At 66.4% G+C, this 12,873-nt stretch carries 17 protein-coding genes and 1 tRNA gene; 9 read left to right on the top strand and 9 right to left on the bottom strand.

Annotation, left to right across the window (positions count from 1 at the left end; translation table 11 throughout):
* Position 1 precedes the first annotated feature (1 nt).
* From BLR57_RS08855 to BLR57_RS08845, 3 genes are all read left to right on the top strand, one after another.
* Positions 2-445 carry a type IV pilin N-terminal domain-containing protein gene (locus BLR57_RS08855; protein WP_089696878.1) on the top strand — a complete coding sequence of 148 codons (444 nt, stop codon included), beginning with the start codon at positions 2-4 and terminating at the stop codon, positions 443-445.
* Positions 446-516: 71 nt separating this feature from the next.
* On the top strand, positions 517-1,854 hold the full coding sequence (hmgB, locus tag BLR57_RS08850; RefSeq protein ID WP_089696875.1) for a hydroxymethylglutaryl-CoA synthase: 1,338 nt from the start codon (positions 517-519) through the stop codon (positions 1,852-1,854).
* A gap of 194 nt (positions 1,855-2,048) precedes the next feature.
* Complete coding sequence (locus tag BLR57_RS08845) at positions 2,049-2,345, top strand: hypothetical protein (RefSeq protein ID WP_089696872.1); 297 nt, start codon at positions 2,049-2,051, stop codon at positions 2,343-2,345.
* Between the two features lie 33 nt (positions 2,346-2,378).
* Here BLR57_RS08845 and BLR57_RS08840 read toward each other — a convergent pair whose 3' ends face one another.
* Positions 2,379-2,795, bottom strand: coding sequence for a winged helix-turn-helix domain-containing protein (locus BLR57_RS08840; RefSeq protein ID WP_089696870.1), 417 nt, complete (start codon positions 2,793-2,795; stop codon positions 2,379-2,381).
* A gap of 264 nt (positions 2,796-3,059) precedes the next feature.
* On the opposite strand from BLR57_RS08840, the gene BLR57_RS08835 reads away from it, so the two are divergent.
* The gene (locus BLR57_RS08835) at positions 3,060-3,395 is read left to right on the top strand and encodes a hypothetical protein (protein ID WP_089696867.1); all 336 of its coding nucleotides are present in this window, start codon (positions 3,060-3,062) and stop codon (positions 3,393-3,395) included.
* Positions 3,396-3,456: 61 nt separating this feature from the next.
* Here BLR57_RS08835 and BLR57_RS08830 read toward each other — a convergent pair whose 3' ends face one another.
* A complete protein-coding gene (locus BLR57_RS08830; RefSeq protein ID WP_089696865.1) occupies positions 3,457-4,164 on the bottom strand; it encodes a helix-turn-helix domain-containing protein in 708 nt (235 codons plus the stop codon).
* A 179-nt stretch (positions 4,165-4,343) separates the two neighbouring features.
* On the opposite strand from BLR57_RS08830, the gene BLR57_RS08825 reads away from it, so the two are divergent.
* Positions 4,344-4,973, top strand: coding sequence for a metal-dependent hydrolase (locus tag BLR57_RS08825; protein ID WP_089696862.1), 630 nt, complete (start codon positions 4,344-4,346; stop codon positions 4,971-4,973).
* Between the two features lie 13 nt (positions 4,974-4,986).
* Here the strand turns inward: BLR57_RS08825 and BLR57_RS08820 are convergent, their stop codons facing one another.
* On the bottom strand, positions 4,987-5,409 hold the full coding sequence (locus BLR57_RS08820; RefSeq protein WP_089696859.1) for a hypothetical protein: 423 nt from the start codon (positions 5,407-5,409) through the stop codon (positions 4,987-4,989).
* Positions 5,410-5,493: 84 nt separating this feature from the next.
* On the opposite strand from BLR57_RS08820, the gene BLR57_RS08815 reads away from it, so the two are divergent.
* Positions 5,494-5,991, top strand: a complete 498-nt coding sequence (locus BLR57_RS08815; protein ID WP_089696856.1) for a GNAT family N-acetyltransferase — start codon at positions 5,494-5,496, stop codon at positions 5,989-5,991.
* 9 nt (positions 5,992-6,000) lie between these two features.
* Here BLR57_RS08815 and BLR57_RS08810 read toward each other — a convergent pair whose 3' ends face one another.
* Positions 6,001-6,588, bottom strand: coding sequence for a DUF7978 family protein (locus BLR57_RS08810; RefSeq protein WP_089696853.1), 588 nt, complete (start codon positions 6,586-6,588; stop codon positions 6,001-6,003).
* A 103-nt stretch (positions 6,589-6,691) separates the two neighbouring features.
* Between BLR57_RS08810 and BLR57_RS08805 the strand changes: the two genes are divergently transcribed.
* A complete protein-coding gene (locus BLR57_RS08805) occupies positions 6,692-7,879 on the top strand; it encodes a metal-dependent hydrolase family protein (protein ID WP_089696850.1) in 1,188 nt (395 codons plus the stop codon).
* A 28-nt stretch (positions 7,880-7,907) separates the two neighbouring features.
* On the opposite strand, the gene BLR57_RS08800 is transcribed toward BLR57_RS08805, so the two are convergent.
* From BLR57_RS08800 to BLR57_RS08790, 3 genes are read right to left on the bottom strand one after another with little or no spacing between them, the layout of a single operon-like run.
* A complete protein-coding gene (locus tag BLR57_RS08800) occupies positions 7,908-8,543 on the bottom strand; it encodes a GNAT family N-acetyltransferase (protein WP_089696846.1) in 636 nt (211 codons plus the stop codon).
* Positions 8,536-9,171, bottom strand: coding sequence for a GNAT family N-acetyltransferase (locus tag BLR57_RS08795; RefSeq protein ID WP_089696843.1), 636 nt, complete (start codon positions 9,169-9,171; stop codon positions 8,536-8,538). Before BLR57_RS08795 ends, BLR57_RS08800 begins: the two co-directional genes overlap by 8 nt.
* 53 nt (positions 9,172-9,224) lie before the next feature.
* Positions 9,225-9,899: a TVP38/TMEM64 family protein gene (locus tag BLR57_RS08790; RefSeq protein WP_089696841.1), complete on the bottom strand. Its 675-nt coding sequence runs from the start codon at positions 9,897-9,899 to the stop codon at positions 9,225-9,227.
* Positions 9,900-10,028: 129 nt separating this feature from the next.
* Between BLR57_RS08790 and BLR57_RS08785 the strand changes: the two genes are divergently transcribed.
* On the top strand, positions 10,029-10,409 hold the full coding sequence (locus tag BLR57_RS08785; protein WP_089696838.1) for a DUF5830 family protein: 381 nt from the start codon (positions 10,029-10,031) through the stop codon (positions 10,407-10,409).
* On the opposite strand, the gene BLR57_RS08780 is transcribed toward BLR57_RS08785, so the two are convergent.
* Positions 10,406-11,458, bottom strand: coding sequence for a DUF7115 domain-containing protein (locus BLR57_RS08780; RefSeq protein ID WP_089696835.1), 1,053 nt, complete (start codon positions 11,456-11,458; stop codon positions 10,406-10,408). The genes BLR57_RS08785 and BLR57_RS08780 overlap by 4 nt on opposite strands.
* A 139-nt stretch (positions 11,459-11,597) precedes the next feature.
* Here BLR57_RS08780 and BLR57_RS19355 point away from each other — a divergent pair.
* A tRNA-Met gene (locus BLR57_RS19355) sits at positions 11,598-11,776 on the top strand.
* Between the two features lie 76 nt (positions 11,777-11,852).
* On the opposite strand, the gene BLR57_RS08775 is transcribed toward BLR57_RS19355, so the two are convergent.
* On the bottom strand, positions 11,853-12,845 hold the full coding sequence (locus BLR57_RS08775; protein WP_089696833.1) for a hypothetical protein: 993 nt from the start codon (positions 12,843-12,845) through the stop codon (positions 11,853-11,855).
* Positions 12,846-12,873: the final 28 nt, after the last annotated feature.

The raw sequence follows: 12,873 nt of genomic DNA, 5'->3' as shown, positions 1-12,873 counted from the left end.
CGTGAACTCCCGCGCCCAATCCGAAACCATCGGCGTCATCCTCCTCGTCGGCGTCGTCACGCTCGCGATCTCCACGTTCGGTGTCTACTACCTCGGGAGCATCGACCAGAACCCCGGCCCCACGACGAACGTCGACAGCCACGTCACCGCCGAAGAAATCCGGCTGACGCACGACGGCGGCGACATCGTCGACACCGCCAACCTGCGGGTGGTCGTCCGCGCAAACGGGGCTGACACAGGAATCGATTGGTCAGAAGGCTCGTTGTCGGGGTCGACCCCCGACAGTTTCGGCCCCGGTGAGACGTGGTCGGTCGACGTCTCGGCCGCCCGCGACGACGCGTCGGGCAGCGATTTCGACCCCGATACCGAGGTCCGCATCCTCCTCGTCCACGATCCCACGAACTCCGTCGTCTACGACACCGTGACGTCGCCCGACTCGTCGTAGCCCCGAGAGTTCGACAGCTGACGAACATCCCATCGACAAACCCAAATAGCGCGTGATTATAACAGATAGCCATGACTGCCGTCGGCATCGACGCCATCGAGATCTGGACCGGGAAGCTCAAACTGGACCTGCCGAACACCTTCGCCGAGAAGAAGGGAGAGGACCCCGACAAGTACCGAAAGGGTCTCGGCCTGGAGAACTCGTCGTTCCCCGACGTCTACGAGGACATCGTCACGATGGGTGCCAACGCCGCCAAGCGACTGATGGACCGCAAGGGGCTGTCCCCGCAGGACATCGGCCGCATCGACGTCGCGACGGAGTCCTCCTTCGACAACTCCAAGCCCGTCTCGACGTACATCGCGGGCTGTCTCGAACAGGTATTCGAGGACAACTTCCACCACGCCAACAAGGGCGAGCGGAAGTTCGCCTGCGTCGCCGGGACGCAGTCCATCGACGACGCCTACAACTGGATCAAGGCGGGCCGACACCGTGGCCGCTCGGCACTCGTCATCGCCACCGACACGGCACTCTACGAGCGCGGTGACCCGGGCGAGGCGACGCAGGGTGCCGGTGCCGTCGCGATGCTCATCTCCGAGGACCCCTCGGTCGTCGAACTCTCGACCGAACAGGGCTACGGCAGTGCCGACGAGACGGACTTTCTGAAGCCGAACCAGCAGTTCCCGTCGGTCGACGGCAAGCGCTCGATGCAGGTCTATCTGGCTCGGATGCGCGAGGCGCTCGAAGACTTCGAGAGCGTCGCGGGCAAGACCCATCCCGACGACTTCGCGTACATCCCGTTCCACACCCCGTTCCCCGGCATGGTCCGCAAGGCGGGCCTGCTCGGCTACCGGCACATGATCCGTGACACCGAAGTCGAGGACGAACTCGCCGAGGAGATCGGCCGTCAGCCCCGCGAAGCGGAGTTCGAGAGCTGGGAGGACTACGAGGAGGCCGTCCGCGCCTACATGGACGAGCTCAAAGGAACCGAAAAGTACCGCGACTGGTACGGTCGGACCATCGACCCGACGCTGTCGCTCTCGCGACAGGTCGGCAACTGGTACACCGGCTCGGTCCACATCGCCCGCACCGCCGCGCTGAAGAACGCCCTGGAGTCCGACCGCGACCTCGCGGGCGACCGACTGCTCGTCGGCTCCTACGGCTCCGGCGCGCAGGCGGAGATCCACGCCGAGACCGTCGTCGAGGGCTGGGAAGAGGAGCTCGAACAGCTCAACATCGACGAGCAGCTCGCCGCACGCTACGACCTGGGCTTCGACGAGTACGAACTCGTCCACGACGTCCACGACCACGAGAAGGAGACCGACGTCGAGGAGTTCACCGCCCCCGAAAACGAGTTCGTCTTCTCGGGGTGGGGCCGCATGGGCGAGCGCAACTACGAGTACATCGAATAACCGAGAAATCGCGCAATAACGAGAAGCCGCACTCCTCCGACTCGTCGCGCGCGAGCGACGTTGGACGCGGCGAGGTTCGATCACGTACCGCGACGACGCCCGCTTCCCGCGACGTCTCGCCGACTTCACTCGCTGCAAACTCTCACGGTTTTTTACCAGTCTTCGGGCGCAACGGTGAGGTAGGTGGAATCACCATGCCGCTGGATACCGCTCCCGCCGAGGTCGACGACGAGAGTACCGATATCGACAACGACTCGGAGTTCGACGGCATCCGCAGTGCCAGCATGGCGACGGTTGCCAGAGACGTGCTGGGCGAGTGGAAGCTGTTGCTCGGTTCCGTTGCCGCTCTCGCCTTGGCTGGCCACGCGTTCGTCTACAATCAGAACATGCCCAACGGCTACGTCCCGTTCTTCACCGTGCTCGCGGGCTTCCTGGTCGCCTACGCGTACCACGACATGCGGACGACCGGCAACCTCGACCTGACGTACTAAGCTCGAATCGGGGGGTCCGTACAGCCGGGACAGTCACCGCCCACCGGCGTCTCCGTCGCCACCTGCCGCCGACGGACTGTTTTTCTCGACCGACTTCCCGGTGGGAGCCGCGTCGCCGACCGCGTCCAGTGTCTCGTCGTCGACGAGCTCCCGTCTGAGCCGGACGTCGACGGTGAACGTCCCCTCCTCGATACCGACGGCGACCTCGTCGAGTCGACAGCCGTAGGTCTGGTAGTGGTTGCCGTCGGCGTCGTACTCGGTGTACTCTTCGAGCAGGTCGTAGTCCTGCAGTTCGTCGAGCCGTCGGTAGACGGTCGGCTGCGAGGAGTCACAGCGGTCGCTGATGGCGTCGGCCGACAGCCGCTCGACGCTGGTCAACGCGAGTATCTTCCGCGCCAGTTCGTCGCCGAGAAGTTCGAACAGCGTCCCGGCCTCCCACTCGGTGGTCACACGCCCTCCGACGCACGCGACCCCTAAAGGCAGTCCGGCCAGCACGTCGGCGACGGCCACGCTTCACTCAATGAAGACACCGGTGAGAGCTGGCCACTCGACCGCGTTCGCGGCGACTTCAGTCCGTGAAGCCGACCTCGGGATTCGAACGGCACGCGTCCGTGCCGAGCGCACAGCATCCACCCGGATGGCTGTCGGCGACGCTTCGAGGCGTGCAGTCCTGCTGTCCGCTTTAGTGACTGACAGCGAAACGGACGGGTGACAATGAGTTACTCGACGGGACGAGACACGACAGTGACCGAGACCGCTGAAGACGGGCTACTCGAGACGGGACGGGACGCGCTCAGACGCGCCGCACGGGGCCACCCGGTCGTCGCTCGCGTCCTCGCGGTCGAAGCCCTGCTCCTCACAGTCGCCGTCGTGCTCGGGGTCAGCCCGCTTGGTACCGGGTCGGTCAACACGTCGCTCGTGGACCTCGTCGTCGGCTTCGCCATCGTTTCCGCACTCGTCATCGCGGTCGGGTCGGTCGTCGGCGGGCTGCTCGCCGGGGTCTACGAGGGCTATCGGAAGGTGAAGACGACGGTCGCGCAGACGGCGTAGAGAAGTGCAGTGCTGGGTCGGAGGCGTAGACGACGACCCACAGGTCGCGGCGACTATTCTGTCAGGGGAGTTCCCGCAGGTCGTCGAGCATATCGTCGAGGTCGCGTGTCGAGACCGCGAGCGAGAAGCCGTCGATGGTCGCAAGTGCCGGCGCGTGTTCCCAGAGGTCGTCTTCCGTGACGCCGTGCAGGACGACCGCGTTCGGCGTCGGGTTGACGACGCGCATCGCGACGAGTGGCGACTCCCCGCGCGTGACGCCGGTGAAGACGAGCGCGCGGTTCGTGCTCTGGCCGTAGAGGCGGTAGAACTCGTCGCTCGACAGGCGCGTGATGGCCTGGATGCTGTTGATGACGGTGTGGCCGCTGACGTAGTCGTTGTCGCCTTCGACGAGTTCTGTCGCGTCCATCGCGTCGTAGAGGCGGTCCATCGGGACGCTCGTCGGATACTCCCGGAGGTCGTGGACGATGTCGCTCTCGAAGCCGGCCGAGAGGACGCGCGCGTACTGGCGGATGCGGCCGCCGCCACGGGATTCGTCGATGTCGAGCAGTGCGTCGACGATACGGCTGACGACGCCGATACCGGGACTCTCGCGGCGGCCGCTCTCGTAGTCCGAGACCACTGAGGAGGAGACGTCCAACTGTCCCGCCAACTCGGTCTGTGAGACGTCGAAATCGGTTCGCCACTTCCGCAGGGTCGCGCCGGGGTCGTCGCTGAGGGTAATCTCGCCAGCGACGCGCTGGGCGAGGTCCTCGCGCGGCGTCGCGGTCACGCGCGTACCCCTCCCGTCGTGTCGACGTGGTGGTCCATGTCACAGTCCTGTCGCCAGCGGTGCAAAAGCGCATCGAAAACGGGGTTCGACAGACGCCGAACTGTCTCGGGTTCTCGACTGTCCGAGCGGATGGTCCAAACGAGGGAAGGGTTCAAATCCACGGGGACGAAGGGCGAGATATGCCGTCCACCCTCGTCCACGTCGCCGTCGCCGGGCTGGTCGGGGTCGCCCTCCTGCGCGAGGAGTTCACCCCACGGGCACTCGCCGTCGTTCTCTTCGCCGCCGCGTTCATCGACTCGGATGCGTTCGTCGGGCTCTATCTCGGGGGTGCGCACCGCTCGCTCTTTCACACGCTCCTCTTGCCGCTCCTGCTCGTCGCGCTCGTCGGCTACGACAGCCGCCTCCGTGGCGACGCCTCGTTCCTCCGCCGTCGCTGGGGCGACCACGGGGTGCGCGTCGCGTGGGTCGCGGTCGCGGGGCTGACCTTCGGCGGCATCTTTCCGGACCTCTTCACCAACGGCGTCAACGCCTTCTACCCGTTGCACGACAGCTTCTACACCGTCAACGGGCGGGCACTGCTCTCGAACCAGCGGGGCTTCGTCCAGACGTTCGTCGACCTCGCGCCGGCCGAGCCACGGCCGACGACCGAGACGCTCCACTACTCGACCGGCGTCGACCCCCAGCACGGCGCGGAGCAGGGTCCCGTCGAGCGCGTCTTCCCCTTGGCAATGGCAGGCTGGCAGCTGATGCTCATCACACTGGGCGGGGTCGTGATGGGAAGTCGGCTCTGGGAGTTCTACCGTAGTTGAGCGAGCGATCCGACTACGACCCGGCGACGCGCGTCTTGAGTCGCTCCCAGCCGTCACGGTAGACGTGGACGTACGTGACGCCGTAGACCGCGAGGACGTACAGAGCACCGAGCTCTGTCGGAAGCTCGACCGACACGCCTTGCCAGCGCAACAGGTAAAAGGCCGGAATCAAGGGAACCATCGAGAGCACCTGCAGTGCCATCACCGTGAAGAAGAACTCGCCGAGCGGCGCGAGCGACTTCCCGGCGCGGACGTGCCACACGGCGGCCGCGAGTGCGGCGACGCCGACGACGGCGAGGACGGGCCGTTGCGCAGACGGGGCGGGTGGCATCGTGACTGACGCGACCACCGCGGCCGGACCGAACAGGACGATGAAGTAGCCGAAGGTGGCGAGGACGAGGTCGAGGAGGGCCGAGAGGGCGGGTCGGAGGGACACGGCCGACTCGGCTCACGGCTCGGTATTGGCTCTTTTGGTCGTCGGAGTCGAACCACTGAAACTGGCTGTCGTCGAACAGCGAGCATGGACGTTCGACCGTACACCACCGCCGATGCCGAGGATCTCTGGCAACTGAAGCGCGGCTTCGAACTCGGACTTGGGGCGGGCACCGGGGGCGAGGAGAAGCAGGCGAAATACGAGGCGAAGCTGACCGACGAGTATCGGTCGAAGTGGCTCGCGTGGGTCGACGACTGTGTCGCCGACGACGAGCGGTGTGTCACCGTCGCGGTGGACGACGGTGGGGAGGAAGGCCAACTCGTCGGCTACGTCTTCGTGCTGCCCGCCTCGATGGCGTTCATCTGGGATGCAGCCGTGCTTAACGAGGTCTACGTCGCGCCCGACTACCGCGGGACCGGCGTCGCCGACGACCTGATGGAGTCGGCATTGGCACTCGCTCGCGACATGGAGCTACCGCTGGACCGGCTGGTACTCGACGTGGATAGAGAAAACGACCGGGCGCAGGCGTTCTACGACCGCTACGGCTTCGAACACTGGGGCGAGCTAGTCGCCCGCGACCTCTGAGTTAGTTTTCTACGCAGTGACTGCCCCGCTCTCGCTGTCGCCGACGACGCCCGAGAGCGCGCCACCGACCGCGCCGAAGACGAGCGGATAGACGAGTCCGGCGAGGAGGATGCCGGTCACCGTGTCCGGGGCGATTGCGGCGTCGCCCGTGCTGATGGCGAAGAGGAACGTCCCGACGACGGCGAGGACGGCGTAGCCGACCGCGACGCCCGCGCCGGTCTTCGCGCCCTCGACCGGGCCGTCACCGTCGGCGACCCACGCCGCCGCGAGTCCTGCGAGCAGGAGCATGACCGGCGGGACGACGTAGATGATCGCCGAGAACGCGTCGACCTCGGCGATGAGGTTCACGGAGGACGTACCGCCGAAGATGCCGGGGACGTTCGTGTTGACGAAGTGGCCGTTGTAGAACACCCAGCCGACGACCTTCCAGGCTGCCGAACCTTCGGTGGTGGCGTCCAACAGCCGACCGACGAAGGAGTTCTGGATGTCACTGGCCGTCAGCAGGTAGACGACGAGATAGCCTGCGACGTACGATGCGATACCGCCGACAGCACCCGTTCCGAGCCGCTTGCCGAGTGAGTTGCCGGTGCGTGCCATGTTTCATGTTGGTCGGCGCAGGTGGAAATAAGCGTTGGCCGTCTCGCCGACACGTCTCGGGGCGTTCGGACAGATTCAAGCCCGCGCGGTGGAAAACGCGACCATGATTCTCCGTGACGTGACGCTGGTCGACGGCGGCGAGGCACACAGGGGTGCGGTCGCCGTCGACACGGAGTCGGGAACGATTACGGCCGTCGGCGACGCCGACGACGTGACTGCTGCTGCGGACGGGCCTGCTGTCTCTCTGCCGGGCTACTCTGTTCTGCCGGGACTCGTCGACGCCCACATCCACTACTCGCTCTCCGGCGAGCGCAGTGTCGAAGACGTCGTCGGCATGACGGACGCCGAACTCGCGCTCGCCGAGGCTCGCAACGCCCGCAAGACGCTCGAAGCCGGTATCACCGGCGTCCGGGCGATGGGTGCCCGCGACGTCGACCCGCACGTCAGAGACGCCATCGAGGCGGGGGATATTCCCGGCCCGCGGACGGTCGCCAACTGCCGCTCGATCACCATCACCGGGGGCCACGGCCACCATCTCGGCCGGGAGATCACCGGCCCGAACGACGCCCGCCGGGCGGTCCGCGAGCAGACCAAACGGGGGGCGGAGTTCATCAAGTTCATGACGACCGGCGGGGTGACGACGCCCGGGACCGACCCGGACGCGGTCGCGATGACCTACGCCGAAATCGACGCGCTCGTCGACGAGGCCCACCGCCAAGGCGTCCACGCGGCGACCCACGTCCACGGTGCCGAGGGGGCGAAAGCCGCGATTCGAGCCGGAGTCGACACCGTCGAACACGGCACCTTCCTTGACGACGAGGCCGTCGAACTGTTCTTGGAGCACGACGTGACGCTCGTCCCGACGCTCTCCGCGCCGTACTACATCGTCCGCAACATGGAGATGGCGACCGAGGAGAGCGCGCGAAAGACCCGCCACGTCTACGAGCGGCACATCCAGTCGTTCGAGAAAGCACTCGACGCAGGGGTCCGTATCGCCGGAGGCACCGACGCCGGGACGCCGTTCAACTACCACGGCGCGAACGCCTCCGAGGTCGAGTTCATGGCTAACTACGGGATGGCCCCCGCCGAAGCCATCCGCGCGATGACCGAGACGGCCGCCGCGGTCGTCGGCCTGGACGGCTCGGGGACCCTCGAAGCGGGAACCTACGCCGACCTGCTCCTCGTCGAGGGCGACGTGACCGACGACCTGACGCTGCTCAACAATCCGACGGCCGTCCTGAAGGGCGGCGAGGTCGTCGCCGGTGCGGTTCCGGGCGCGTCCGACGAGTAACGTCGTCCGGGTTACAACGTCGTCCGGACTATCGCTCGACGACGACGCTCGCCAACTCGTCGTCGCCGACGTTCGCGCGCCACTGTTTCTGCGAGATGCTGTAGCGTTCGAGGTCGCGCGGTCCCCCCGAATCACCTGGCGGGAGCCAGTTGCGAACCGACGCGTCGTGTTGGCCGCCGTACTGCTGGACGTATTTCTCGATAGCTCGTCGCGACTGTTCGTTGCCGGGTTCGTGGCCGACGTCGACGAGGGCCAGATCGAGACACTCGAAGGCGACGACGAGCATCGCTCCCGCCCGCTCGCCCGCGTAGCCACGGCCCCAGAAGGGCTTGCGAATCCACGTCCCGAGCGACGTTCGAGAGTAATCCCACTCCATCCAGAGTTCGGCGACGCCGACGAACTCGCCCTCCGCTCCGCCGCCGTCCTCCTTCCGCGTGATGGCGTAACTGGCCTTCTTACCCTCGTCCCAGCGCTCGCGTACCCCGTCCAATTCGTCCCACGTCTCCTTCGGCGTCGCGTGCGGCGTCTCGCCGAGGGGTTGCAGCACGGCGTCCAGTTCGCCGCTTCGGTGGTAGTCGTAGAGGTCGAGCGCGTCGATGGACTCGTGCAGTGGGTCGTATCGGAGCCGCTCGCTCTCGACGTAGGTCGGAAAGAGGTCACTCATCGTCCCTCTCCTCGAGAAACGTCGCCTCGCGCTCGTCGCCGACGACTTCGCGCCACTCCGTTTGGGAGACCGAGTAGAGTTCGAGGTCGACCGGGTCGCCGTCGGCCGTCAACTGCCAGTTGCGGAGGATGCCGTCGTGACGGCCACCGTAGCTGTCGATATATTTCTCGATTGCTCGCCGCGACTTGTCGTTGTCCGGAACGTGGCCGACGTCGACGACTTCGAGGTCCAGCCGGTCGAACGCGAGTTGGAAGAGCGCTCCGGCGCGCTCACCTGAGTAGCCACGCCCCCAGAAGGGCTTGCGGAGCCAGATTCCGAGGGTGGCTTTGCGCTTCTCCCAGTCGATGTCGAAGCCAGTGTTTCCGGCGAACTCGCCCGCGCCGTCCTCGCCCGCCTTCGGGAAGATCGCGTACGTCGCGTTCTCCCGGTCGTCCCACGCCTCTTCCATCCCCGTCAGGAAGTCCCACGTCTCCTTCGGCGTGGTGTGCGGGTCCCAAGTGACGTACTGCGTCTCCTCTTCGATGCTGTCCGCCTTCGCGGTGTACTCGTAGAGGTCGAGAGTGTCGACCGTCTCGCGGCTGAACCGCTCCAACCTGAGACGCTCTGTCTCGACGACTTCGGGGAACATACTTCGACGGACACGGTCCCGTTTAAAATCCCTTGCCCGAGCGTGTCAGTCACTTACAGCCGCTGACTCGCCGAGTCGCCGTCGCCAGCCCCGTCGGCGACGACGTGGCGGTAGACCGGGCCAGCGAGACCGAGCACCCCGAGCACCGCGATTGCGAGGACGAGACGCGTGTCGACGACGGCCGCCAGCGAACCGGCCGAGAGGCCGTCGAGGGACGAGCCGACGAGGACGCCCGCGACGGCCCACGGCAGTTCGCCGACAGCGGTTCCGAGGAGGAACGGACCGACAGCGACGTTGGCAACGCCAGCGGCGACGGAGACGACGTCCGAAGGTGCCGGGAGGAAGCGGCTCGCGGCGACGCTCCGGAAGTCGCCCGTGCGCCGGACGAAGCCCTCGGAGGCCGCAGTCAGCCGTCCGGCACCCGAGCCGCGTGCGCGACGAGCGAGGAGGAACGGCGGGAGCGCGGTGACGGTCATCAACAGGAGCGCGAAGGCGGTCCCACCGACCAGCCCGAAGCCGTATCCCGCGGCCACGGCCAAGAGCGTCGTCGGCCAGGCGAGAAACGGCCGGACGACCGAGACGCCGAGAAGGACGGCCGCGAACAGCAGGGGGTTGGCCGCGAGCCATGACAGCCGTTCGAGGACCGCTGCGGGCGACGTGAGGAGGGCGGCGACGGCGACGACCAGCAGGGTACCGACACCCAGTGCCAGCCGTGTCCGTCGGTTCATACCTCCACTCTGTCACGCCGCGGCAAACGCTTTGTGCCTCCGAGTCGGCCCCGTTGTCGACCCGAGCCACCAGCCGTGACACTCCGCCGTCGCGCAATCGTTAAGCGCGCCGCGGGAATATCGCCGACCGTGACAGCGGACCCCGACGACTCGGCGGCGAAGGTCGAACTCGCGCTCGACCTGCTCGCACATTTAGAACTCGACGAGCTGAGCATCGCCGAGGCCGTCGACCGCATCGAGACGGTGACGACGAACCCGACGCTGACCCGGACGGTCCTCGACGAGGCCGAGAAACGCGGCATCCTCGAACGCGAGGACGGGCGACTCCGGACGCGACGCGGCGGGACGTTCGTCCGCTTCGAGAGTCAGGTCGTCACGAAAGAGGGCGACTTCGAGTGTCGGCGCTGTGGCTGTGGGCTGTCGACGGGCCACTTCATCAAATTCGAGTCGGGAGAGTTGGGACCGTTCGGCTCGTCGTGTATCCGGAAGGTGACTGGGCGGGAGTCCTAACGACCCTGTCGCAGCTCTTCGATGAGTTGAGTCATCGTCTCGCGCTGTTTTCGCAGTTCGCGGTTCTGCTGTTCGACCGCCTCGGTGAGCGCTGCGAGCTCGTCGGCAACGCGGCCGTCCTGCTCGACGGCCGATTCGAAGCCCGAGCCGTCGAAGCCGCCTGTCTCGTCCGTGCCGTCGGAGGCGGTGGCCGCTTCCGCGCCAGTGGCCGTCCCCGCGGGCTGTTCGAGCGACTCCGCCACGGCCGCGGGCGAGTCGAGGTCCGCATCCGCACCGTTCCCGGTCGGCTCCTCGTCGGTCCGCGTCGCGTTCTTCGGTGCCTCCGACAGTTCGCCGGGGTTCGCACTGAGCGGGTCGGGACCGTCGCCGAAGTCGACGTTGTCGCGTTCGGGCGGTTCCTCGTCCTCGTCGGGCGTGGCGGTGACGCGGAACTCCTCTAAGCTGGCGACGTCGTAGTGCGCGAGCAGGGCCTCGGTCAGCCCCTCGCGGACGGCGCGGGCGTTCTCGTTCGGCGTCTTGAACCGCTCTTGGCGGTCGCCGGTCGTAAGGACGACTGTCGTCGCGACGCTGCCGTCCTCGAAGTCGAGGTCGGTCACGTCGTCGTAGTGGAACTCCTCGAAGTCCTCGTCCCAGACGGCATTGCCGATATGTTTGACGACGCGCGCGCTGGTGATGACGAGCGTCAGCTCGCTGAACTGGAAGGTGTGTTTCACCGTCTCGCCAGGGTCGGTGATGCCTGCAGCGTTGAGAATCCCCGCGAGGACGGGATGGAGGGCGTCCGACAGTCGCTTCGAGGGAACCGCGAAGGTTTCCTCGCCGTCGAGACCGTAGTCGAGGGTGATCTTCGACTTGCGACGACCCTCCGAGACGAGCAGCCGTTCGGCGTCGTGGCCGTATTCCTCGACGGATTCGTCCGACAGCAGTCCCTCCGCACGGTAGATGAGCGTTCGCGTCGGTGTGACGAACAGCTCGTCCTCGCCACCGAGCGTGACGCGGGCGGCGACGGACTCGTCGCCCAGCTGTGATTGGACGAGTTCCGGTAGGCTCATGCCAGGTGAGAGCCGGTGTGGGGAGATAAAACCGAGGGGTGCCGACCCGGAGCGAAAGGGAGAGTCAGCTGTGTGAGCAGCTGGCGATGGCGGGCGATATGAGAAGCTTAAAGAGTATCATCGCGGTACGTAAGGGTGAGCCCGGGTGGCTTAGCTGGACATAGCGCCGCACTCATAGGGTTCGTTGCGTCGGCCTCGCCGACGCGGCAAACGAGCTTCGGTGCGGTAACCGCCTTGGAAGCCTCCGTCCCATAGAGGACTGCCGAGCCTCGGACCTGGGACATGCGGAGATCGTGGGTTCGGAGCCCACCCCGGGCACTTTTCGACTTCTCTACGCCCCCGAGTCGTCAGTCTCTCGAACCGCGTTGCTCGCGGTTTCAGACCATGTGTCGGCTCAGGCGGCCGCCTCGTCGGCGAGGTCGTCCGCCCTGGTGACCCAGTTTTCGGCCTCCGTGCGGACTGCGTCTGCGACGTCCGCGACCGAGTCTGCCAACTCAGCCTCGTCGATCTCGTCGACGATTCCCTCGAACAGGTCGCTGACTCCTCTCGCAATCGCCACCGCGTCGTCGTCGTCCCCGTCGTGGTACTCGGATTCGGCGTCCTCGTACTGCTCGATCCCCTCCTGGAAGTCGGCGAAGAGCGTCACGAAGAGCTGTAGCGAGCTTCGTTCCCGCTCGAACTGTTCGATCTTCCGCCGCATCACCGACCCGGAGATGGCGTCGAACGCGTCGAAATCACTCGCCCGAGACTGCTCGTTGAGCGTGGTCAGATGGGCGTCCAGCTCCTGTAGCTCGGATTCGATTGCTGGTATCTCGGCGTCGGCGTCGCTGCCGCTGATCAGGTCGTCCGCGCCGTCGGCGAACTCCTCGTACGCCCTCCCGACGTTCGCCTGTGCTCTCGCCGCCGTCGACAGGAAGAGAGCCACCCCACGGAGCTTCGACACCGTCGTCCGCTGTGCCCGAGACCCCTCCCTCTCGGCCCTGTTGAGCTTCCGTTCTGCCTTCCGGACGACGTTCGTCACACTGGGAAAGTGGAAGCCGAACGTGGCGTCGATGTCGAGGAGACTCGGGTCGCTCTCGTCCGAACGCCTGACGTATATCTCGTGGGCCTCCCGAAGGTCCTGTCTCGCGCCCTCGATTGACGCAGCGGCGGCCTCTGAACCGGCTGGCGTCGGCTCCTCCGTGGGTTCGGCCGTGTCGGTCGGCTCCGGGGTATCGGTCGGCGTCGGCTCCGCGGTCGGTTCTTCGGGAGTCGGCGTCGCAGTCGGCGTCGCCGTGGGTTCCGCGGTGGTCGTCGTTGTCGGGAGGGGGTCTCCCCCCGACGACGAGCATCCCGCTAACGCAGCGATGAGTGCAGTACCGGAGAGGAGGAGTTTCCGCCGTTCCATGATAAAATGTCGTCGTCTCAAGGGAAAA

The sequence above is a fragment of the Halogranum gelatinilyticum genome (genome assembly GCF_900103715.1).
GTDB classification, from domain to species: domain Archaea; phylum Halobacteriota; class Halobacteria; order Halobacteriales; family Haloferacaceae; genus Halogranum; species Halogranum gelatinilyticum.
This window is presented reverse-complemented; position numbering and strand designations above follow the sequence as displayed.

Coding starts and splice junctions, on each gene's coding strand:
- BLR57_RS08825 (WP_089696862.1), top strand. CDS start 4,344: ATGCCGTCCACCCTCGTCCACGTCGCCGTCGCCGGGCTGGTCGGGGTC.
- BLR57_RS08775 (WP_089696833.1), bottom strand. CDS start 12,845: ATGGAACGGCGGAAACTCCTCCTCTCCGGTACTGCACTCATCGCTGCG.
- BLR57_RS08790 (WP_089696841.1), bottom strand. CDS start 9,899: ATGAACCGACGGACACGGCTGGCACTGGGTGTCGGTACCCTGCTGGTC.
- BLR57_RS08810 (WP_089696853.1), bottom strand. CDS start 6,588: ATGGCACGCACCGGCAACTCACTCGGCAAGCGGCTCGGAACGGGTGCT.
- BLR57_RS08795 (WP_089696843.1), bottom strand. CDS start 9,171: ATGTTCCCCGAAGTCGTCGAGACAGAGCGTCTCAGGTTGGAGCGGTTC.
- BLR57_RS08835 (WP_089696867.1), top strand. CDS start 3,060: ATGAGTTACTCGACGGGACGAGACACGACAGTGACCGAGACCGCTGAA.
- BLR57_RS08805 (WP_089696850.1), top strand. CDS start 6,692: ATGATTCTCCGTGACGTGACGCTGGTCGACGGCGGCGAGGCACACAGG.
- BLR57_RS08815 (WP_089696856.1), top strand. CDS start 5,494: ATGGACGTTCGACCGTACACCACCGCCGATGCCGAGGATCTCTGGCAA.
- hmgB (WP_089696875.1), top strand. CDS start 517: ATGACTGCCGTCGGCATCGACGCCATCGAGATCTGGACCGGGAAGCTC.
- BLR57_RS08845 (WP_089696872.1), top strand. CDS start 2,049: ATGCCGCTGGATACCGCTCCCGCCGAGGTCGACGACGAGAGTACCGAT.
- BLR57_RS08800 (WP_089696846.1), bottom strand. CDS start 8,543: ATGAGTGACCTCTTTCCGACCTACGTCGAGAGCGAGCGGCTCCGATAC.
- BLR57_RS08780 (WP_089696835.1), bottom strand. CDS start 11,458: ATGAGCCTACCGGAACTCGTCCAATCACAGCTGGGCGACGAGTCCGTC.